This is a genomic window from Microbacterium sp. WCS2018Hpa-9, assembly GCF_031843745.1.
In the GTDB taxonomy this organism is placed as follows: domain Bacteria; phylum Actinomycetota; class Actinomycetes; order Actinomycetales; family Microbacteriaceae; genus Microbacterium.
Genome location: NZ_JAVTIY010000002.1, coordinates 207,816 through 229,854 on the forward strand (window position 1 = coordinate 207,816; position 22,039 = coordinate 229,854).

Annotated in this window: 17 protein-coding genes; 9 read left to right on the top strand and 8 right to left on the bottom strand. The window is 68.3% G+C overall.

Annotated elements, in window-relative coordinates; genetic code table 11:
* Window positions 1–24: 24 nt before the first annotated feature.
* Window positions 25–1,644: a DUF222 domain-containing protein gene (locus tag RQG82_RS04745; RefSeq protein WP_311257984.1), complete on the bottom strand. Its 1,620-nt coding sequence runs from the start codon at window positions 1,642–1,644 to the stop codon at window positions 25–27.
* Between RQG82_RS04745 and RQG82_RS04750 the strand changes: the two genes are divergently transcribed.
* From RQG82_RS04750 to RQG82_RS04760, 3 genes are read left to right on the top strand one after another with little or no spacing between them, the layout of a single operon-like run.
* Window positions 1,634–1,897: a hypothetical protein gene (locus RQG82_RS04750; RefSeq protein WP_311257985.1), complete on the top strand. Its 264-nt coding sequence runs from the start codon at window positions 1,634–1,636 to the stop codon at window positions 1,895–1,897. The genes RQG82_RS04745 and RQG82_RS04750 overlap by 11 nt on opposite strands.
* Window positions 1,898–1,918: 21 nt before the next feature.
* Window positions 1,919–2,404 (top strand): MarR family transcriptional regulator, encoded by a 486-nt coding sequence (locus RQG82_RS04755; protein ID WP_311257986.1) that lies wholly within the window; start codon window positions 1,919–1,921, stop codon window positions 2,402–2,404.
* Entirely contained in the window at window positions 2,401–3,057 is a 657-nt protein-coding gene (locus RQG82_RS04760) for a hypothetical protein (protein ID WP_311257987.1), read from the top strand. Before RQG82_RS04755 ends, RQG82_RS04760 begins: the two co-directional genes overlap by 4 nt.
* Here the strand turns inward: RQG82_RS04760 and RQG82_RS04765 are convergent, their stop codons facing one another.
* On the bottom strand, window positions 3,058–3,468 hold the full coding sequence (locus RQG82_RS04765; protein ID WP_311257988.1) for a hypothetical protein: 411 nt from the start codon (window positions 3,466–3,468) through the stop codon (window positions 3,058–3,060).
* Between the two features lie 96 nt (window positions 3,469–3,564).
* Complete coding sequence (locus tag RQG82_RS04770) at window positions 3,565–6,576, bottom strand: glycoside hydrolase family 38 C-terminal domain-containing protein (RefSeq protein ID WP_311257989.1); 3,012 nt, start codon at window positions 6,574–6,576, stop codon at window positions 3,565–3,567.
* A gap of 166 nt (window positions 6,577–6,742) precedes the next feature.
* On the opposite strand from RQG82_RS04770, the gene RQG82_RS04775 reads away from it, so the two are divergent.
* Complete coding sequence (locus RQG82_RS04775) at window positions 6,743–7,774, top strand: LacI family DNA-binding transcriptional regulator (protein WP_311257990.1); 1,032 nt, start codon at window positions 6,743–6,745, stop codon at window positions 7,772–7,774.
* Between the two features lie 32 nt (window positions 7,775–7,806).
* Here the strand turns inward: RQG82_RS04775 and RQG82_RS04780 are convergent, their stop codons facing one another.
* Complete coding sequence (locus tag RQG82_RS04780) at window positions 7,807–9,117, bottom strand: glycosyl hydrolase (protein WP_311257991.1); 1,311 nt, start codon at window positions 9,115–9,117, stop codon at window positions 7,807–7,809.
* A gap of 211 nt (window positions 9,118–9,328) precedes the next feature.
* Here RQG82_RS04780 and RQG82_RS04785 point away from each other — a divergent pair, with 211 nt between their 5' ends.
* From RQG82_RS04785 to RQG82_RS04800, 4 genes are read left to right on the top strand one after another with little or no spacing between them, the layout of a single operon-like run.
* On the top strand, window positions 9,329–10,630 hold the full coding sequence (locus RQG82_RS04785) for an extracellular solute-binding protein (RefSeq protein WP_311257992.1): 1,302 nt from the start codon (window positions 9,329–9,331) through the stop codon (window positions 10,628–10,630).
* Window positions 10,631–10,672: 42 nt separating this feature from the next.
* A complete protein-coding gene (locus tag RQG82_RS04790) occupies window positions 10,673–11,560 on the top strand; it encodes a sugar ABC transporter permease (RefSeq protein WP_311257993.1) in 888 nt (295 codons plus the stop codon).
* On the top strand, window positions 11,557–12,492 hold the full coding sequence (locus RQG82_RS04795; protein ID WP_311257994.1) for a carbohydrate ABC transporter permease: 936 nt from the start codon (window positions 11,557–11,559) through the stop codon (window positions 12,490–12,492). The genes RQG82_RS04790 and RQG82_RS04795 overlap by 4 nt, the downstream gene beginning before the upstream one ends.
* Window positions 12,489–15,770, top strand: a complete 3,282-nt coding sequence (locus RQG82_RS04800) for a GH92 family glycosyl hydrolase (protein WP_311257995.1) — start codon at window positions 12,489–12,491, stop codon at window positions 15,768–15,770. Before RQG82_RS04795 ends, RQG82_RS04800 begins: the two co-directional genes overlap by 4 nt.
* Window positions 15,771–15,783: 13 nt before the next feature.
* Here the strand turns inward: RQG82_RS04800 and RQG82_RS04805 are convergent, their stop codons facing one another.
* Together RQG82_RS04805 and RQG82_RS04810 are read right to left on the bottom strand one after the other, a co-directional pair.
* A complete protein-coding gene (locus tag RQG82_RS04805) occupies window positions 15,784–16,992 on the bottom strand; it encodes an endo-beta-N-acetylglucosaminidase H (RefSeq protein ID WP_311257996.1) in 1,209 nt (402 codons plus the stop codon).
* Window positions 16,993–17,169: 177 nt separating this feature from the next.
* A complete protein-coding gene (locus RQG82_RS04810) occupies window positions 17,170–18,801 on the bottom strand; it encodes a fucose isomerase (protein ID WP_311257997.1) in 1,632 nt (543 codons plus the stop codon).
* A 191-nt stretch (window positions 18,802–18,992) separates the two neighbouring features.
* Between RQG82_RS04810 and RQG82_RS04815 the strand changes: the two genes are divergently transcribed.
* Complete coding sequence (locus RQG82_RS04815; protein WP_311257998.1) at window positions 18,993–19,259, top strand: hypothetical protein; 267 nt, start codon at window positions 18,993–18,995, stop codon at window positions 19,257–19,259.
* A gap of 27 nt (window positions 19,260–19,286) precedes the next feature.
* Here the strand turns inward: RQG82_RS04815 and RQG82_RS04820 are convergent, their stop codons facing one another.
* Together RQG82_RS04820 and RQG82_RS04825 are read right to left on the bottom strand one after the other, a co-directional pair.
* A complete protein-coding gene (locus tag RQG82_RS04820) occupies window positions 19,287–20,273 on the bottom strand; it encodes a LacI family DNA-binding transcriptional regulator (protein WP_311257999.1) in 987 nt (328 codons plus the stop codon).
* A gap of 66 nt (window positions 20,274–20,339) precedes the next feature.
* A complete protein-coding gene (locus RQG82_RS04825) occupies window positions 20,340–22,037 on the bottom strand; it encodes a long-chain-fatty-acid--CoA ligase (RefSeq protein ID WP_311258000.1) in 1,698 nt (565 codons plus the stop codon).
* Between the last annotated feature and the right edge of the window lie 2 nt (window positions 22,038–22,039).

The following is a 22,039-nucleotide window of genomic DNA, read 5'->3' on the forward strand; positions in this document are numbered from 1 at the left end:
TGCGTCGGTCCCACTCGGGCGTGCTCAGAGGCGAAGCGGGGTGCGGGTGACCCGAGGGGGTGCAGGCAGGCTGAGTTTCGGGGTGCGCCATCGCTGTTCGGGGTCCCACCATGCCGGTCCGCGCACCTGCGGGAGCCCGTCGTTCATGCGGATCTCCCACCCGGAGGTGCCGAGGGAGCGGTGATGCCACCAGCACAACGGCACACCGTTATCCGTATGCGTCGGTCCGCCGCGTGAGTGTTCGGTCACGTGGTGGATCTCACACCAGGACGCGGGCACGTGGCATCCGGGGATCAGGCACTCTTTGTCGCGGGCGATGATCGCCCGGCGCTGGTGCACGTTGAAGATCCGGTCGGTGGTCGTGATGCCGATGATGCGGCCCTCATCCATGAGCACCCGCTGGATCGCTCCCGAGCAGGCGACCTGCGCCGCGACCGAGACGGGGACGTGGGCACCGGATCCGGGGATCGTCGCCCACCCACCATTGCCGCTCGCTCCACTCGCTCCGGCCCCAGCGGCTCCAAAGGCGGCACCGGTCGCACCGGTGGCGTGGGTGGCGAGGTCTTTCGCGTCGACGGTGACGACGACGACCGGTGATGCACCGCCGAGGGTGGGCATGTCCTTGTGCCGGGCAGCGATGCCGAGAGCTGCGGTCAGGGCGTCGTGGCGCTTCTGCGACGCGGTGCGGTCATCGAGCACACACCGCGGGTCGGAGTTGAACGGATCAGTCTCCTCCGGATCCGCCGCCATGTCAGCGTCAGCGTTTGCGTCAGCGTCAGCGTCCGCGTCAGCACCCGAAAAGTCGGCGTCGCGAGACTCCGTATCGGGAGAATCGGCCTCGGCATCGGCGCTCGGGGCGAAGAACACCCCGGGCATGGGCGGGCCGTCACCCTTCGGGTTGAGCATCGCATCCATGATCACCTGCAGCTGGGCGGCGGCTTCCGGGGTCAGGTAGCCGCGGATCGCGTGCATGCCATCTTTCAACCGGCCGATGGTGATCCCCCGACGACGCCGCGCGTCCTCGTCTTTCGGCTCCTCGCCGTCCGGGTCGAACATCGACGCGAGATCCTCCGCGAGGCTCTTCAAGTCCTGCACGGTCGGTGACGGACCGGCTCCCTCTTCGTCGACATCCGGGTCTTCATCGGGCCCCATGTCGAGTCCGTGACCGCGGGCGCACCCCGCCAATGCGACGTCCGCCGCCAACCGCTGATCGACCGTGAGCCGGTCCCACACCCGCTCGATCGGACCCGTCGCCGCCAGGAACCCCGCGATGCCGACCACCCCGTCGAGCAGCGCCAGCCGCATCTCCGCCCACCGCGCCGGCATCCTCTCCCCCGCCAGACTCAGCGGCCGCCGCACCAGATCGACGACCTTGTCGACCCGGGTCGCACCACGCACATCCACCAACAGCGTCCGCTGCAACAACTCATTCAGACCCCGGCACCCGGCCGAATGCGGAAAGTCGCCCATGTCCCCCGTTGCGACGGTCTCCACGATCACGGCCTCGACCCGTCGGAACGCCGCCCCCGCACCCTGCAGCACGGTGACCCGCTGCGCATCCGACAACCCCGCCAACGCATCATCGGACAGCACCGCATCGAGGTCGGCGATGACCCGATCCAGAAGCTCCGCGGTGCTGTTCATCCCCCTAGTCAACCGAGGGCCGCCGACATTCGAGACCCGAAACCACGCCTATTTACCCCAGCTCAACGCCATATTCCAATCTCCCGATACAGCGCAGAGAACGACGCGCGACCGGTGGCAGCGAACAGCAGGAAGCGAGAACGAGGAAGGCGAAAAGGAAAAAGAGAAGGAGACAGAGAACGAGACAGAGAAGGCGGAAAGAAGAGGGAGAAAGAAAGGAGACAGCGGGAGGGCAACTAGTGAACATAGGTAACAATGTAGTAGCATCACAATCATGGAACCGCTCTTCGTCGACCGCCTGCTGCTGATCGCAGACCTCTTTCAGAGGGACATGGCCCGCGCCTTCGACGGCACCGGCCTCACGACAGCCCGTGTGCACCTGCTCTGGGTGCTCCAGCACGCCGGGCCGTCGACGCAGCAGGCGCTGGCACAGCTCTGCGAGGTCACCCCCCGCAACATCACCGGTCTCGTCGATGCGCTCGAGAAGTCGGGGCATGTCCGCCGCACTCCGCACCCGACCGATCGACGCGCCGTTCTGGTCGAGCTCACCGACACGGCCACCGAGACGATGGCGCGGATGCAGGAGGAGCACGCGCAGCTCAACGAGACTCTGCTGTCGGCGATCGAACCCTCCGACCGCGCGGCCGTCGAGCGAGGCCTGTCGGCCGTCGCCGCACACCTCGAACACCTCGTGACCACCGCGGCAACCTCCGCCCCTGAAGACGCACGCGCGACCACCACCGCCGAGGACACACCATGACCGAGCAGCTGCAGACGACCGCTCCGAGCCCGACCCCGATCGCGCGCATCCTCAACTTCCTCCATCGTGCATGGATCGCCGAGCTTCGCGTCTATTCGAGCATCGCGCGTGCGGTCGCCCGCCGCCCCGCCGTCCCGAAGGGCGGCACGGGGATCGGCTACCACCGCCCCGTGCTCACGGTGCTGTTCATCTTCATCGGCCTCTCCGCTGTCGAGATCCCGATCCTCGACCTGATCGTGCACCAGTGGCCCGCCGTGCGGATCACGCTGCTGGTGCTCGGAATCTGGGGCGTCACCTGGATGGTCGGCCTGCTGTGCGCGATGCTCATGCGGCCGCACTCGGTGGGGCCTGACGGCGTGCGCGTGCGCAGCGGGCTCGAGCTCGACGTGCCGATCGGCTGGGCCGACATCGCATCGGTGGCGATCAACCGCCGGGTCGACGAACCCAAGCAGCCCCGGGTCATCGGCTCGGAGTACGCCGAGCGGATGCAGGACGAGACCAACATCGAGATCGAACTCGAACGCCCGGTCGCGATCCGGCTCCCGGGTCTCGCACCGAAGGGCGGAGTGCACCACGTCGACCGCATCCGACTGTGGGCCGATGAGCCTCGCGCCTTCCTCGATGCTGCCCGGCCGTTCCTGACAGCGGCCTGATCAGTCCAGGCCGCGCTCGGCGAGCCACTGCTTCGCGACGAGCACCGGAGCCCGCACGAGCCAGGCATCCGCGATGATCTCGGCCAGTCGGTCGCGGTCTACCGCGTCGAGCTGCACCAGCAGACCGGGGTACCCGTCGAAGTGCGGAACCGAGAAGAGTCCCTCGGGCTCTGCGGCGAGCAGCGCCGCCTTCTCTTCGAGGCTTGCGACTCGCACGCCCAGCACCGGGCCTTCGGGCCACACGAGTCCGAGATCTGCGAGCTGGCGCAGATCGACCTTGCTGGGTCCGCGCACCCAAGCGATCTGACCGCTCGGCAGTCGCCAGGAGGGCTCGCCGGTGTGACCGCCGACGCGCTCGGTCACACCGGGCAGCGCCAGAGCGATCTCTCGGACGTCATCGACGGTCGCCATCCGCCTATCGTCCTCCCGCGGGGCGACGGCCACAATGGTCGGCACTGCGGGCCCCGCAACCTCCCGAGGCGGTCACGGGGCCGGAACAGCCTTTACTCAGCGCACGATGCGCAGCGTGCGCACCTCGAACGGACGCAGACGCAGCTCTCCGCCCACGCGCCCGTCGTCGAGCGCATCCTCGATCAGAGTGACCTCGCGGATCTCGCGGTGCGTGAAGTCGGCGACCAGCGACCCGACCGCGCGGCGCCCGAGCGCCTCATAGAGTCGCACGATCACGTCGCCCGAACCGTCGTCGGCGAGCTTCACGCCTGAGACCACGATGCCCTCGCCCTCGACGGTCACGAGCGGTGCGACCTCACGAGCGCCGCGCACCAGCGTCGGCAGCGAGTTGAGTCGGATGCCCTCGGCGGTCGCGATCGCAGCATCGGCGCCGACCACGAAGCCGATCTCGATCTGGTGGTGGCCGTGATCGGTGTCGGGGTCGGGGAACCGGGGCGCCCGCAGCAGCGAGAGCCGCACGGTCGTCGAGACCGCGTCGTCCGACACCTCGCGCGACGTGTCGTACCCGTAGATCGAGTCGTTCACGAGCGCGACGCCGAAGTCCTGCTCGCGCACCAACACGAAGCGGTGCATCGAGGTCTCGAACTTCGCCGCCTCCCAGCTGGTGTTCGTGTGCGTCACCCGCGACTGATAGCCGAACTGCGTCTCGGCCTCGGTGTGCGTGGCCTGGATGTCGAGCGGGAACGCGAGCTTGAGCAGCTTCTCGGTCTCGTGCCAGTCGATGTCGTTGCGCAGCAGCACGGTGCGCTGACCGGGCGCGAGCGTGATGGTCTGCTCGATCTTCGACTCCGAGAACGACCGGGTGACGGCGACCGATGCGACCCCGTCGACGACGGATGCCGAGATCGAGTCGACCGCGGTGAGGTCGTCGACGCTGTTGCGGTAGTACTTGTCGATGTCCCACGCGTCCCACATGTTGGGGAAGTCCTGGTGCAGCTGGAACAGGTTCGCCGCGCGCCCCTCGGCCACCGCCTCGCGACCGGTCGTCTTGTCGACCGCCGAGACGATGAGCCCCTCGGAGGAGATCAGCACGGAGACGAGCTCGTTCTCGAGGCGCCACCCACCGTCTTCGCCGGAGAGCATGACGGATGCTGCGGCGGGCGCCTCGACGAAGCCCGCCCCGAGCGCGCGTCCACCGCCGACGACACCGCCGACGCCGGCGGAGGTCGGCACGAAGCGCAGCTCGCGATCGCCCTCGCCCGCGAGCGAGCGCCGAGCGGCAACCGAGATGTCCTCTGCGTCCGACAGCACGTTCGTGAGCACCTCGACGGCCTCGCGGTGCACCCAGGCGATCGACGTGCCGGGAAGGATGTCGTGGAACTCGTGCAGCAGCACGGTCTCCCACAGCCGGTCGAACTCGGCCTGAGGGTATGCGGCGCCGGTGCGCACGGCATCCGTCGCCGCCCACAGCTCTGCCTCGACCAGCGCGTGCTCGGCCCAGCGGTGCAGTGCCTTCGTGGCGTGCTGGCTGGTGAGGGTTCCGCGGTGCAGCTCGAGATAGAGCTCGCCGACCCACACGGCAGGGTTGGGCAGCTCGGCGCGGGCCGCATCGAAGAAGGCGTCCGGGTGCTCCCACACCACTCGCGCGCTGCCCTCGAGGTTCTCGAGGCGCTTCGCCTTGCCGGTCATCTCGCGGGTGGTGCCGCCACCGCCGTCGCCCCAGCCGACCGGGGCGATCGACCGCGAGGTCACGCGGTTCTCCTTGAACTGGCGGGAGGCCTTGGCGACCTCCATGCCGCTGAGCTGCGAGTTGTAGGTGTCCATCGAGGGGAAGTGCGTGAAGACCTGCGACCCGTCGATGCCCTCCCAGAGGAAGGAGTGGTGCGGGAAGACGTTCTGCTGGTTCCACGAGATCTTCTGCGTGAAGAACCACTCGAACCCGGCACGGCGCATGAGCTGCGGCAGGGCCGGCGAGTAGCCGAAGCTGTCGGGAAGCCAGACGCCCTTGGAGCGGATGCCGAACTCGCGCTCGAAGAACCGCTGGCCGAACGAGAACTGCCGCACGAGCGATTCACCCGACGGCATCACAGTGTCGGATTCGACCCACATTCCGCCGAGAGGCAGGAAGCGCCCGTCTGCGACCGCGGCCTTGACCCTGGCGTAGACCTCGGGCCGGTGCTCCTTGAGCCACGCGTACTGCTGCGCGCTCGACATGCCGTAGAGGAAGTCCGGCTGCTCGTCGATCAGCGTCGTCATCGACGAGGTGGTGCGGGCCACCTTGCGGATCGTCTCGCGCACCGGCCACAGCCAGGCGGAGTCGATGTGCGCGTGGCCGATCGCCGAGAGGCGGTGCGCACTGGCCTCGGCGGGCGCTGCGAGCACGTCTGCCAGCCGAGCGCGGGCGTCGGATGCCGTCTGCACGATGCGCTGCAGATCGAGCACGTCGAGGGCGTCGTCCATGGCCTGCAGGATCTGCATGCGGCGGGGCGAGGTCGCCGGCAGCTCGGCCTGCAGCTCGAACAGCACCTCGAGGTCGAGGGACAGCTCGAACACCTCCTGCTCGAAGACGGCGAGGTCGATGCGGCGGGTGCGATAGAGCGGCTCGCGTGACGACGTCTGGATGTCGCCCTCCTGCGTGGGCAGGAAGGGGTGGTAGTCGAGCAGCACGGGGTTTGCTGCCGCCTCGAGGTACAGCTCGACGGGTTCGTCACCGTGCGCGTCCTCGGTGATCGGCAGCCACTGGTTGCGCGGGTTGATGCTCTTCACCGGACTGCCGTCAGGCCGGTAGACGAGCGCCTCGCACTGGAAGCCGGGCATGTTGATGTCGAATCCGAGGTCGATGACGGCCTCGACCCGGCGGCCGGCCCATTCGGCGGGCACTCGTCCGGTGATCTTGAACCAGGTCGTCGACCAGGCAGGGCCCCACATGCTCGGCACGGATGCCGGTGCGAAGTCGAGAGCGAGCCCCTCGGCGGGGCTGATGGGCTCACCCACAAGCTCGTTCACCTCGATGGTGAGGGGCACGGACGCGGAGTGGACGGCCGGGCGGATGCGCTCGTCGAGCACCCGCTTGACGCGGCCGACGGTGAGCGAGGTGTCGTCATGCATGGTGTGATTCTCCGGGCTCGGCGGTGAGTGGGGGGCGTGACTCGCGCCCAGGAGCGGGGCGGTTGCGGACAATGCTATCGGATTTACTAAAGCGATCTAGTAAACGGTTCGAAAACCGTGTCCGGCGGCTTCCGAGCGGCTAAACCGATCAAGTAGTGTGAGGCGCATGACTTCGGCCAAACGCGTCACCATCGCGGACATCGCGCGCATGGCCGGCGTCTCGCCGGGAGCCGTCTCGTTCGCACTCAACGGGCGCCCCGGCGTGAGCGACGAGACGCGCCAGCGGATCCTCTCGATCGTCGAAGAGAACCACTGGCAGCCGAGCTCTGCGGCACGTGCCCTGGTCGGCGCCCGCGCCAACACGGTCGGCTTCGCGCTCGCGCGTCCCGCCCGCTCGCTCGGATCCGAGGCCTTCTTCACCGACCTCATCGCCGGCATCGAGTCGCGACTCTCCGAGAGCAAGGTCAGCCTGCAGCTGCGCCTGGTCACCGACATCGCCGAGGAGATGGAGGTGCACCGGCAGTGGCGGTCGTCGAACCAGGTCGACGGCATCATCCTCATCGACCCCCGCGACGACGATCCGCGCAGCGACCGCATCGCGGCGCTCGACGCTCGCGCGGTTCTGATCGGCTCGAAGCCCTCGCCCGAGGGCGCAGTGCCGAGCGTCTGGATCGCCGACGACGAGGTGGCCGAGACCCTCTTCTCCTACCTCGCAGCCCTGGGGCACACACGCATCGCCTATGTCGCGGGCCCCGCCGAGCTCGAGCACACCCGCCTGCGCGCCGAGGTGCTCGACCGCATGGCGGCCGACGGCATCTCGGGCGACGTGATCACGACGGACTTCTCCCCCGCCAGGGCTTCAGCCGTCACACGCTCCCTGCTCTCGGGCCGCCTGCGCCCCACGGCGATCGTCTACGACAACGACGTGATGGCTGTGGCAGGCCTCAGGGTTGCACAGGAGATGGGCCGCGCCGCTCCCCGTGACGTCTCGATCGCGTCGTTCGACGACTCGGTGATCGCCGGCCTGATCAATCCCTCGATCACGGCGATGACACGCGACACGTTCGAGCTCGGCGAGCAGGCCGCGACACTGCTGCTGCAGCAGATCGTCGCCGGGATCAACCTGCCCAGCGCTCAGGGTCCGACGCCGACCCTCACCGCCCGCGAGAGCACGGCTCCGCCGGCGGCAGCATCCTGACGACGGTTCTCCGGCGTCTCGCGACGTCGCCGTCAGCCGCTGACGACGGTGTTGACGGAGCCGTAGGGGTCGACACCGCTCGTCGACAGATCGGGACGGATGAGACGACGGATGCCGCGCGCGGCGAGCGCCGCGTCGTCGCTAGCCGTCTGCGAGGTCACGAACGCGGGGTCGACGCCGGCCTCGCAGGCATCCACCCAGGCCTGGAACACCGCACCCCCGGGGCTGAGAGCCGCCCGGCTCACCGGCACCTCGTGCTCGTCGACATCGATCACGATCGCCGTCTCGCGCGCGGGCGCCGCGGTGCGCTCGCGCAGTTCGGGGATCAGCTCGGCGAACCGCCGACCGATGGGCTTGGCCGCACCGCTCTGATCGATCAGACCGAGCGAGTACTCCAGTTCGGGGAAGTCGCCGAGGTCGCGGCTCACGTCGTGCGAGCACCACCAGGTCACGCCCCAGAGGTTCTCGGTGCGCACCGCCGACCGCAGGGTCGCCTCGAGGAACCCGGGCATCTCGCTCTCGTCGAGGCAGTTCGACGGCGCCCCCACCTCCTGCAGCCAGACCGGTCGCTGCTGATCGGTGGCGAAGGCGCGGGACAGCTCGATGAGGTACTCGGCGTGGCGGTCTGCGGCGACCGACCGACCGCCGTAGCGCTGAGCAGTGCCGTTGAAGATCCAGGAGTGGATCGTGGTCATCTCGCCCAGACGCGATGCGTGCGCGGGGGTGAAGCCATGCCCGTCCATGTACCAGACCGCGTCGTACTCGCTGTGGACGTGCGCGAGACCGGGTGCCGCTCCCTCGGCGGCGGCGAGCAGCGACTCGATCCAGTGCCCCGCTTCGCCTGTCGTGACCGGCCAGGGCGACGGATGCGTGTGCGCCGAGAACTGGTTCGTCTCGTTGCCGAGAGTCAGCCCGAGGAAGTTCGGGGCGTCGCGCAGCGCACCGGCGAGCGTCTGCACGAGGTCGACCTGCCCGCTGAGCGCGGTCGGGTCGGTGAACATGTTGCGGTCGTGCCAGGTGTAGAGCCAGGAGGGCACGAAGTCGAAGCTCGACAGGTGTCCTTGGATCACGTCGACGCTGGCATCGAGTCCGAACTCGGCCGCGATGTCGACCATGGCGCGGACATCGTCGATCGCCTGCGTGCGGATGAGCGTGCGGTTCGGCTGCAGCACCGTCCACAGCGGGAAGACCCTGACGTGGTCGAGCCCGAGCTCGGCGAGCGCCGCGAAGTCGCGCCGCACGTCATCGGGCGTGAAATCGAGCCAGGAGTGCATCCAGTCCTTCGACGGCGTGTAGTTCGCCCCGAATCTCAGGCGAGCATCGAGAGCGCGGCGCTGCGTCATGTGTCCGGACCTTTCCGACAGAGCCCTCCGGCGAGGACAGTTCGGAACACTATAACGCTTGAGCAGCAACGCGCTACCCGGAATACCGCTACCTGGCTGAGAGACGAGTCGCGAGACCTTGACAGACACCGCATCCGATGGTTTCATCTGCTAAAGCGTTGTAGTCCGTCGGACGGACACCGCCAATCGCCCGCCTCGAGGAAGAAGCACGATGAAAGTTCCCGCACGCATTGTCGCTCTGGCAACATTCACGATCGGCGCCATGGCGCTCGCCGGCTGCACCGGAGGCGGCGCCACATCGGGTGCCGCCGGTCCGATCGACACCTCCGGTGAGCTGAGCGGAACCATCCAGTTCCAGACCTGGTCGCTGAAGAACGAGAAGTTCACCCCCTACTTCGAAGACCTGATCGACGCGTTCGAGAAGGAGAACCCCGAGGTCACTGTGGAGTGGCTCGACCAGCCGGGTGACGGCTACCAGGAGAAGATCCTGAGCCAGGCGAACGCCGACACCCTCCCCGACGTGCTGAACCTGCCGCCGGACATCGCGTACCCCCTCGTCGCCGCCGGTAAGCTCGTCGACCTCGAGACGGCCGATCCCGATCTGAAGTCCGGGTACAACGCCGGCGCGTGGGACGCATACAGCCAGTACCCCGACGCCGAAGGCACCTACGGTCTGCCCTGGTACCTCTCGAGCGACGCCTCGTGGTGGAACCTCGCACAGCTCGCCCCCTACGGCGTGACGGAGGAGAACCTCCCCACGACGGTCGACGAGCTGCTCACCCTCGCGAAGGACGTGGCCACCGAGTCGGGCGGCAAGGTGCAGCTGCTGTCGTCGATCCCCGCGCTCGACACGTTCACCTCCGCAGGCATGGAGGTCATCAACGACGAGGGCGAGTTCGACTTCAACACCGACGAGGCCGCAGCGATCATCGAGAAGTATGCCGACGCATACGCGGCCGGAGCGATGCCCGCCGAGGCCCTGACCGGCGACTACGGCGGAAACGCCGAGGCGTACATCCAGGAGAAGGTCGCGTTCACCACAGGTGGCACCGGCTTCACGACCGACCTCGCCAAGGACGCACCCGCGCTGCTGGAGAACACCGTCGCCACGCAGCGACTGGGCATCCCGCCGCTCTACGTGCAGGGACTCAACATCTCGGCCGACTCCGACAACAAGGAGGCCGCGCTCGCGTTCGCCGAGTTCGCCACGAACGAGGAGAACCAGGTCGCCTTCTCATCGCTCGCTGTCGGCACGGCGCCCGGCACGTCATCCGGTGGTGACGCCGTCGTCGAGAACATCTCGTCGTCGATCACCGACGAGAAGCAGCTCACCGCCATCGACACCGTGTTCACCGCGATGGAGGGCGCCAAGGCCATTCCGTTCCAGTGGACCTCGGACATGGCGACCTACATGACCCAGCAGATCGCGCTCGCCGTCAACGGCGAAGCCGACGCGCAGGAGCAGCTCGACAAGATCGTCGAGTACGCCAACGCGAACCGCGTGGACCAGTAAGCCATGAGCGCGCACACCAGCATCCGGAGCCGGAAGACGACCATGCGGTCGCACAGATGGTTCACCCCGTGGCTGCTCCTCGGCCCCGCCGTCATCTGGGTGCTGGTGTTCGCGCTCTGGCCCTTCCTCAACACCGTCTTCCTGAGCTTCACCGACGCGCGCCCCCTGCGGACCCCCGAGTTCGTCGGCGCAGCGAACTACGAGCGGATGTTCGGCGACGAGATGTTCTGGAACGCCCTCACCACGTGCATCATCTACGTGGTGGTCTGCGTGCCGTTGCTCACGATCCTCCCGCTGTTGCTGGCACTGCTCGTGCAGAAGAAGCTGCCGGGTATCGCGTTCTTCCGCACCACCTTCTACTTCCCCGTCATCGCGTCGGTGGTCGTGGTCGCGCTCATCTGGACCTGGCTGTTCGACAGCCGCGGCATCATCAACCAGACGCTCGAGTTCCTCGGGCTCGTCGACAAGCCGATGGCCTTCCTCGTCGATCGCTGGCTGCTGCTCGGCTGCGCGATCCTGCTGACGGTGTGGAAGGGGCTCGGCTACTACATGGTCGTGTACCTCGCCGCCCTCGGCAACGTCGGCAAAGAGCTGCATGAGGCGGCGATGCTCGACGGCGCAGGCTCGTTCCGGCGCTTCCTCTCGGTGACGATCCCCTCGGTGCGCGGCGCCATGCTGCTCATCGCGGTGCTCATAGCCGTCTCGGCCATGAGGGTGTTCGCCGAGCTCGACGTGCTCTCGAAGAGCACGGGCGGGCCCGGCGGCTACGACATGTCGCTGGTGATGCTGATCCGTCAGGTCGGATCGGGTCTCAACGGCAACATCGGCTACGCGTCAGCGATCAGCGTCGCCCTGTTCCTCCTCACCCTCATCCCGCTCGCCGCGATCGCCATCATGAATCGCGAGAAGAAGGCGAAGGTCCCCGCATGAGCACCCTCAGCCCGCCCCGCGTCGACGACGACCGTCACCCCGACGACCAGCCCGCTGCGACCACGCGCGAACCCATCTTCCGCCGCCGCGGCTCGGGCGACTTCAGCAAGCCGACGCTCAGCGGGCTGATCGGCCGATACGCGCTGCTGCTGTTCGTGCTGGTGATCGTCATCGGCCCGTTCCTGTGGCAGCTCTCGACCTCGTTCAAGGGGCCGCAGGAGAACATCTACTCCTTCCCACCGAACCTCATCCCCCGCGAGCCGACGCTGCAGAACTACGTCACGGTCGCCGAGATCGTGCCGGTGTACCTCTACGCCTGGCACTCGCTGCTCGTCTCGGTCGGCACGGTGCTGAGCAACGTGATCCTCGCGACGTTCGCGGGCTACGCACTCGGCTGCATGCGGTTCCGCGGAAAGTGGATCGTGATGGCCGTCCTGCTCTCGACCCTGCTGTTCCCCGGCGAGGTCACCGTGACGAGCAACTTCCTCACGATCCGCGCGCTCGGCCTCGCCGACACCCTGTGGGGCGTGTTCCTGCCCGGCGCCATCAGCGCCATGAACGTGCTGCTCGTCGCCACCGCGTGCCGGATGATCCCCCAGGACGTGCTGGATGCCGCGACCGTCGACGGCGCCACGACCTGGCAGCGCATCCGTCACATCGTGTGGCCCAACATCCGCGGCATGGTCTCGGTGGTCGCCGTCTTCGCCTTCATCGGCGCGTGGGACGACTACCTCTGGCCGCTCATCGTGCTCTCCGACCCGGCGAAGTACACGTTGACCGTCGGAATGGCGTATCTGAACAGCAGCTTCTCGGTCGATCCGCGTCTGATCGCGGCGGGCACCATGATCGCTCTCGTGCCGATCGTGATCATGTTCTCTTTCACGCAGCGGTTCTTCTTCAAGGGCGTGCAGGAGGGCGCGGTCAAGGGGTGAGCACCGTGCACCTCGCGCCCGCCGACGGGCCGGCAGATCCTCCGTCGTCCCGTCCTCGGGCGGGAGTGCTCCCCGGGCAGGTCTTCGCCTTCTCCTTCGACCCCACGGCGGGCGAGCAGCGGGTGGACGTTCCTGGATTCGCAGACATCCCCGTCACTCCCGACACCGTGCTGCACTGGGCGTTCTACGCCGCCGGCGACGAGGCGACGCTGGCCCCGCACGCGGCACTCGCGGTGACGGTCGATGTGCGCGGCGCCGACGGCACGAGGCTCGGCGAGATCGCCGCCGTGCGCGACCGGTACGACTTCCCGCTCACCGCGGATGCGCAGTTCGCGGCACGCTGGAGCCTGCCGGAGCAGTGGAACGCCGACACCGTGTCGCTGGCCGCGATGCTGCCTGCTCGGATGCCGAACGCCACCGGCACCGGCACCGGCACCGGCACCGCCACCGGCACCGGCACCGTCGAGATCGTGTTCGGCACCGCATCCCTGACGGCCGAGGCGGATCTCCCCTCGCGCGTCAGCGGCTTCGTGCAGTGCGTCGTCGAGGAGATGCCGCAGGCGGCCGCGGCGGCGGCTGACGTTCCCCCGGTCGAGCGCGTCGACACCCGTCGAGGCACGCACTCGGGCCCGCGCTTCTCGCGCGGCAACACGATCCCCGCGGTGGCCGTGCCGCACGGCTTCACGTTCGTCACCCCGGCCACGGATGCGTCAGACACCCGCTGGCCCTACCGCCCCAGCATCCACGACGACCCACCGGGGCGGCGCCTCGAGGCGCTGCAGTTCTCTCATCAGCCGAGTCCGTGGATCGGCGACCGCTCGGTGCTCCAGCTCATGCCGTTCGACGGGCGCCCGACGTCTGACCGTGCGGAGCGTCGACGCTGGATCAGCCCCGGCAGCGAACGCGCGCGCCCGCACGAGTACGCCGTCGATCTCGGCGGACTGCGTGCAGAGATGACCGCGACCTCGCACGCCGCCGCCTTCCGGGTGCGGGGCGCCGAGGCCGACGCCATCGTCGGCTTCGTCATCGATCAGCCGACCGACGAGGGCCGCCTAAACTGGACGGATTCCGGCGGCTTCGAGGGATGGACGCCCGAGGGCCCCGAGGACTGGGGCAACGCTCCGCGGTGCTACTTCGTCGGAGTGGTGCTGCGCAGCGAGGGCGACGACGCCCCGGGTCCGCGTGGCGCGCTCGACGACGACGGGCGGGCGCGGGTCGCCGGCTACGTCGGCGGGCGCGGGTCGCTCGAGGTGCGGGTGGCGGTGTCGTTCGTGTCGGTGGAACAGGCCAGGCGCAGCCTCGAGCTCGAAGCACCGGCAGAGGTGACCTACGAAGAGCTGCGGGCGACATCCGCAGCATCCTGGAATCGGGTGCTGGGGCGCGTGGCCATCCCACCCCTCCCCGAGGCGGAGGCGCCGTATCGCCGACTCGCGTTCGAGGAGCATCTGAGTCGGATCGCCGCGGCCCTGCACCGGATGCATCTCTATCCGAACACCGCCGCCGAGAACGCGGGATCCGCCGATGCCCCGCACCACCGGTTCGCCGACGTCTTCGCGGCGCGAGAGGCGTTCGGAGAACGCGCCACCAGCACTCCGGTCGTCGATGGCGAGCTCGTGGTCAACAACGGATACTGGGACACCTACCGCACCGAATGGCCGGCACTCGCGCTGCTGGATCCTGCGCTGACCGGCAGGCTGCTCGACGGACAGCTCGAACAGCATCGCCGCGGAGGCTGGATGGCCCGGTGGAGCGCTCCGGGTTACGTCGACAGCATGGTGGGAACCTCGAGCGACCAGATCTTCGCCGACGCCGCCCGGTGGGGAGTGCAGTTCGACCGCGCGGAGGCATTCGAGAGCGGCTGGCGCAATGCCTGCGAACCGGGGCCCGATGCGCTGCGCGGACGCAAGGGCATCGCCCGCGGGCGTTTCACGGGATTCATCTCATCCGACGTGCCTGAGGGCATGAGCTGGACCATCGAGAACGCCGTGAGCGATGCCGCGCTGGGTCGGTTCGCCGCGCAGCTCGCGGCCGACGCGGAATCAGCGCAGGATGCCGCGCGCTACCGCTCTTTCGCCCGGTACTTCACGAATCGGGCGCTGTCGTACCGCACACTGTTCGATGCGGACTCCGGCTTCCTCCGCGGCAAGGACGCCACGGGCGCCTTCGCGCCGGACTTCGACCCGCGCGTCTGGGGCGGCGACAACGTCGAGACGAACGCCTGGGGCATGTCGGTCGGCGCCGTGCACGACGGAGCAGGGCTCGCGGCGCTGCATGGTGACCGCGGCGCCTTCGGTCAGCATCTCGACGACCTCTTCGCCGAGCCCGAGACCGCCGACGAGCGATTCGGCGGGGCGTACGGCACGGTCATCCACGAGCAGCGCGAGGCGCGGGCACTGCGCTCGGGCATGTGCGCGATCTCGAATCAGCCCGCCCACCACATCCCCTTCATGTACGCGTTCAGCGACCGACCGTGGCGCGCCGCGGCGATCGTGAATGAGCTCGCCGGCCGTCTCTTCGCGGGCGCGCACATCGGTCAGGGCTTCCCCGGCGACGAGGACAACGGCGAGATGAGCGCGTGGTGGCTGTGGGCTGCCCTCGGGCTCTACCCGCTCGAACTCGCGTCGGGAATGCTGCGGATCGGGTCTCCCCTCTTCGACGACATCCGCGTCGATCGCGCCGACGGCTCGTCGCTGCGCATCCGGTCTCACCGCAGCGGGCCGGCCGCCCATGTGCTGCAGAGCGCGCGCCTCGACGGGGTCGATCTCGCACGCGCCGAGCTGCCCGTCGAGGCGTTCGTCGGCGACGCCGAGCTGGAGCTGGTCTTCGGAACCGACCCCGCGGATGCCCTCGAGACGGGCGACCGCGCACCGGCAGATGTCGCAGCGTGGTGCCGCGATCTGACGGCCGACAGAGCAGATGTGATCGCGTCAGCATCCGTCGTCGATGCCGGGCGTCTCTTCGACGACGGTGATCCGAGCGGTTCGAGCGGAGTAGCCCTCGCCTCCGGCGAATGGGCGGGATGCCGCTTCGCCGAGCCCCGTGCCGTCAGCGACCTCACCGTGACGATGGTGGCCGCGGCCTCGTCGTCGTGCCTGCGGTGGGAGGTCATCGATGAGGACGGCGACTGGACCGCGGCACCGACCACGCACGACGCAGAGCTTGCGGCAGACCGCACCACCCCGTTCGAGCTGGTGTCACGGGTCGTGACCCCGGCGATCCGCGTGCGGGCGGAGGCCGGGGTCACGATCCGTCAGATCGAGGTCTTCGACCTCGGGTGATCAGCGCGGGTGGTCACTTCGAGAGGATGAACGACACCTCGGTGGTGTTCCCTGCGACGTCGACGACCTGCAGCGTGTTCGCACCCGCGACCGCGCCGAAGGCACCCGGCTTCACGAAGTTCAGGTCGCTCCACGCGTCGTCGGTGAGGTCTTTCAGCACGCCGTTGACGTAGAGCCTGTCGATCTTGCCCTCGTCGTACAGCTTGAAGCTGACGCGCTGATACGCCCCGTCCGTCTTGCTCTTCGTGAACTGGGCGCCTTCCTTGACCGTGACCGTCGGCGCCGTGGTGTCGCGAGGCTCGGCCCGGTACTCGGTCGCCTCGCCCTTCAGCGCCTCGGTGATGCTCGAGAGATACGCCGACTGGTCGGTCGCGGTGAGGTTGTAGGCCACGTAGACCCCGTAGCCGTCTGCCACGGTGCGGGTGGCGAAGTCTGCCGCCGTCGCCGCGCTCGTGTTCGCCAGGTCGATGGCCGCGGCACCGAGCAGACCGCGGTCCTCGAGCCCGGGAACGGTGGGCGCGTCGTAGGTCGGGTAGTAGGGGTTCCACGCATAGTCGAGCACGCTCGCGGCGTCGAAGAGCGTGAAGTCGGTCGTCGTATACGTCGGGCCGATCGCATAGAGGCTGATGATCTTGTCAGGGCCGAGGCGATCGCGCAGCGCCGTGGCCAGCCATCCGAACGATTCCGCGTTGGGCTGCGGGGTGCCGTTCGCGCCGTAGTTCGTCCACTCGTCGTCGAAGTCGATGCCGTCGAGCCCATAGGTGGTCACGGCGTCGGCGAGCTGGGCGGCGAAGGCATCAGCCTGCGCATACGAGGTGAAGTTCGCGAAGCCTGCGCCCTGGTGGTTGCCGAGCACCGAGAGCAGCACCTTGGTGCCCTTCGCCTGCACAGGGCGGATCTGCGTCTCGGCATTGTCGAGTGTCTCGGTGACGCGCTCGTTGAAGTGCAGGTATGCCTTCTCGCCGTCGTAGTTGATGTTGGCGGCAAAGATCATCGCCATGTCGATGGCGGCTTCGCCGGACTCCGCAAGCGTGTAGTCGGCGACATTGGCTAAATCGTTCGAGTTCACCTCGACGTAGACGGCGAGCTTCGGATCGACCGGCTCTGAGGTCTCGGCGGCGGCTCCCAGTGAACCGGTGAGAATGCCTGCAGCAGCGGTCGCGAGCACTCCCAGCCCGGCGATGCTCTTTCGCAATCGGTGGTTCCTGACGTTCTGACTCATGGCGGATCGTCTCCTTCGGCGTCGTTGTCGAATCCGGTCGCACCGTCGCGACCTGCCGCCGACTATAGCGCTTAAGCACGCCACACGGAAGAAGTCCGTCCCAACGATCGGAAGGGGCGGATGCCGCAGCATCCGCCCCCTTTCCCGGCTCTTCGGAGTCGACCCGGAGGCCACCGGTCAGATCGTCGCGTCTCCGACCACGTTGACCTTGATGCCCATGCCCGCGAACATCGCGGCTTTGGCGACCAGCGCCTTGTCGGCCGTCTCGGCATCCGGCGCATAGACGAGCTGCGCATGATTGGCCTTGTGACGCGCCATGAACTGGTCGCGCGAGATGCCGTGCAGCACCACGTGCGCGATCGGCCACTCGGGGTTCGTCGCGTCCTTGCGGCGCTGCGTCTCCGCTTCCGGCAGCTCGACGACGGATGCGCGGAAGATGTCGGCCTGCAGGATGCCGTCGGCGATGAACACGCGCGACAGCACGATCTCGCCGGGCTTCGATACGCCGTTGATCGTCGCGCCGCCCGCGGGGAAGAAGACGTGCCCCTGACGCCACCCTTCGGCGTTCTGCCAGCCGCCGAGGTGCGACGCGGGCACCGACCCCGAGATCTCGTAGACCCAGACGAACTGACCGTCGTGGTCTTCGCCCCAGCGCACGTCGTGCAGGGTGTTGTCGGGCACGAGGCCCATCGCACGCCACACCCGATCGGTGACCAGCGCGTCGACCGCGACGCCTTCGTCGGCCTCGTTGAAGTGCGGGAAGGCGCGGCCCTCGTGCAGCACGCGCGAGCCGTCACGCGAGGTGACGGGCGGGCGCTCAGTGGAGTTCAGGATGCCCTCGGCCAGGTCGGACGCCGGCACCAGATCCTTCAGGCCCTGCTGATACTGGATGCCGACGGCGTCGAGTCCGAAGTCGTCGGCGATGCGGAGCGCCGCGATGTACATCTTGAGCTGCCACTGCACCTGCTCGCGGGTCAGCTCGGTCTCGGCGTCCTCGCCGTACCGGAACGTCATGCCTGCGTCGATCAGCCAGTCGTAGGCGGCATCCGCCTCGTCGTCGCCGACCTCGAGCATCTCGGCGTACAGAGCCGACTGCGAGAGGCGCTCCTTGTAGATGCCGGTCTTGTTGAGCAGCTCGTCGTCGAAGATGGCGTTGTACATGCCCATGCAGCCCTCGTCGAAGACGCCGATGATGGCCTTCTCGGCGCGCAGCTCTGCGGCGAGGGCCTCGCCCAGCTGCTTCTCGGGGCTGTCCGGAAGCTCGGGCAGCGGACGCACGTGCGATGCGTCGTGCGTGATCGAGCCGGTCTTGGTCCACTCCTCGATGCCCCGCTTGAACCAGTCGTCGGTGAAGTCGACCGACCAGATCGTGGCGTAGGGCTTGTCCATCTTGGTGAGGCCCGCATTCAGGCCGAGGAGTCCGACGAGGCCGGGCCAGTCGCCCGCGAAGTTCGCGACGGTGAGGATCGGGCCCTCGTGCGTCCGCAGCCCTGCGAGCACGTGGTGCGAGTACTGCCACACCGCCTCGGCGACGATGAGCGGAGCATCGGTCGGGATGTTCTTGAAGACCTCGAGGCCCATGCGCTGGCTCGAGATGAACCCGTGACCGGTCGCGGGGTCGACGTCGTTGGCGCGGATGATCGTCCAGCCGAGCTCTTCGAACACGCCGGTGACGCCGGCCTCGAGCTCGACCTGCACGGGCCAGCCGCCGGTGTTGGCGGCCTCACGCAGGTCGCCGGACGCGATGAGGTACGCGGTCCGGGGCGCGGATGCCGGTCGGGATGCCGTCGTCGGCAGGGTATAGGTCATGACTCGCGTCCTCCTTGATCGCACGTGTTCTGCAACTGTACGCGAAATCGATTTCATGGCACAAGACGCGAAGTGTCGATCGCTCCTGCACCGGAGGGCGATGCGAGCGAGTGACGCACGAGGCGTGGGAACTCCGGCATACAGCGCGGGACCCCGAGGACATCCTGAGTCCCGCGACGAACAATGGAGGTATGGACTTGAGCGATCCGCAGGCCTGGACGATGATCGGCATCTTCACGACCGCGATGCTGGGCGGCATGACTCTGATGACCACGCAGTTCAATCGGGTGCTTCGCGCCGAGATCGGCGGGCTGCGAACGGAGATGGGCGCCGGCTTCGAGATCGTGAACGTGCGGCTCGACTCACTCGACTCGAGACTGACTCGGGTCGAGGGCAAGGTCGACGATCTCGACACCGAACTCACCAACCTCGCGACCCGCTTCTGGCGGTCGCAGTAGCGGCGCTGATCGTCGCGGGGCGACCCGTCAGACCCTGACCGCGCTGGCCGATCGGATCTCGTTGCGCAGCACCACTGTGCGCGACGGCTGATCGTCGCCACCGATGCGCTCCAGCAGCATGCGCGCCGCCGTCACTCCCATGTGTCGCGCGGGCAGCCGCACGACAGTCACGGCTGTGGGCGAGAGCGTGGTGAAGGGCAGCGAACCGATCACCGCGACACCGACCTGCGGCGGAGTCAGACCGTGTTCCGTCAGCACCTGGATCGCCCCGACGCCGATGAGGTTGTTGCCCGCCACCACCGCATCGGGCGGCTCGGGGAGTGCGAGCAGCTGCTCCATCGCCTCTCGTCCGCCGTCGACGCGGAACGTGGCGAACCGCTCGAGGTCGTCGAGGTCGAGATCCGGGTGCGCTGCGCTCAGCGCCTCCCGCCAGCCCGCCGCACGCTCGGCCGCAGTGTCGATGTGCTCGGGCCCGCCGATGTAGGCGATCCGCCGGTAACCGCCATCGATCAGGTCTTTCGCGGCCGAGGTGCCGGCCGCTCGATTCGCCATGACGACGCCGTCGATGTCGTAGGTCGTGCTGCGGTCGACCGCGACGACGGGCCGACCCGTCGCGAGGATGCTGTCGAGGTCGGAGTGCTCGTCGGCGGTCGCGATGATCACCCCCGACATGTGCTCGGCGATCGCGATCCGCAGGTACGTGGCCTCTTTCTCGACCTGAGCGTCCGAGTTGCAGAGCACCACCGAGTAGCCGGCCTCGGATGCGACGTCTTCGACCCCCCTCGCCATCTCGGTGAAGTACGGGTTCTCGATGTCGGGGATCACGAGGCCGATGACCTCGGAGCTCTGCCGTCGCAGGTTGCGGGCCGTGCGGTTGGGCGTGAAGTGCAGCTGCTCGGCTGCGCTGCGCACGGCGGCGACCTTCTCTTCCGAGACGCTGGTGCCGTTGAACACACGGGACACCGTGGCCGGCGAGACCTGCGCGAGTCGAGCGACATCGTAGATCGTGGCCATCGGCACACTGTAACCGATTTCAGTTGCGGCGGGGAGCTCGCGAGCAGGGGCACGAGGCCCCCGCGGTCAGTCGGCGAGCATCCGATCCCGCACCTGGCGGCGCAGCACCTTGCCGATGAGCGAACGAGGAAGCTCGTCGACCGCCGTGATGCGCTTGGGCACCTTGTAGGGGGTCAGCCGGGTCCGGCAGAAGTCGCGCAGCGCACCAGAGTCGAGCGTCGCGCCCTCGCGGAGCACGACCGCGGCGGCGACCTCTTCGCCTCCGCTCGATCTCGGAAGACCGACCACCGCGGCGGCGACCACGTCAGGGTGCGCCTCGAGCGCATCCTCGACCTCGCTGGGCGAGACGTTGAACCCGCCGGTGATGATGAGCTCTTTGAGGCGGTCGACGATCGTCACGAAGCCGTCGGCCGAGACCTCGGCGATGTCGCCCGTGCGCAGCCACCCGCCGGCGAGCAGGACATCGGCGGTGTCACCCGAGCGCCCCCAGTAGCCCTGGAACACCTGCGGACCGCGGATGAGCAGCTCGCCCCGTTCGCCCACCGGCATGTCGACATCGGTGTCGGCAGGATCGACGACACGGATCTCGGTGCTCGGGAAGGGCACGCCGACCGTGCCGGGGCGGCGACTGCGGCCCATCGGATTGCCGAGCGCGACGGGTGAGCTCTCGGTCATGCCGTAGCCCTCGACCAGCAGGCCTCCTGTCGCCTCCTCCCACCGCCGCACGGTCGCGACCGGCAGGCTCATCGCACCGGAGATCGCGAACCGGACCGTCGAGAGATCGATGGTTCCGCGTGACGCGGCCCGCGCGAGCTGGTCGTAGATCGGCGGCACGGCGGGGAGGAAGGTCGGCGGACTCGTGCGCGCCGCCTTCGTGACGAGGCCGAGGTCGAAGGTCGGGAACAGCACGAGCTTCGCGCCGATGCTCATCGCGAACGTCAGGCACAGCGTCATCCCGTAGGCATGGAACAGCGGCAGCACACCGTAGAACGTCTCTTTGCCGTCGACGAGCCCCGGCACCCACGCCCGACCCTGCATCGCGTTGGCGCGCAGGTTCGCGTGGGTGAGGATCGCGCCCTTCGGGTCGCCCGTCGTTCCGCTCGTGTACTGCAGCAGTGCGGTGTCGCCCAGCGTGGGGCCCTCGACGCGGCGCGCGAGAGGGCGATGGTCGATCAGCTTCTTCCAGGCCAGCGCGCGACGCGCCTTCGGGGTGGCCGTCAGCTTGGCGCGTGACGCCCGCGCCTTGGGCATGGGCAGCCGCAGCAGCAGCCGCTGCGAGGCAGGCATCGCCTCGGTGAGATCGACGCTCACGATGTGCTCGACCCGCAGGTCGGAGGGGAAGTCCGCGATCGTGTCGACCGTCTTGTCCCAGACGATCGCGACCTTCGCGCCGTGGTCCTCGAACTGGTGCCGCAGCTCCCTCGCCGTGTAGAGCGGGTTGTGCTCGACGACGATGGCGCCGAGGCGGAGTGCCGCATAGAAGGCCACGACGTGCTGCGGGCAGTTGGGCAGCACGAGCGCGACCCGGTCGCCCTTGCGCACACCCAGGCGGCGCAGCCCCTCTGCCGCACGCAGGATCTGCTCCCCCAGCTCTCGGTAGGTCGTCACCGCGCCGAAGAACTCGAGCGCCGGCCGACGGCCGAACGTCGCGACGCTCGCGGATATCATCTCGGGCAGCGTCTGGGTCGGAGCCTCGATCTCCGCAGGAACGTCGTCTGCGTAGGAGGCGAGCCATGGCCGGGATTCGTGCGGGTTGACGGACATGC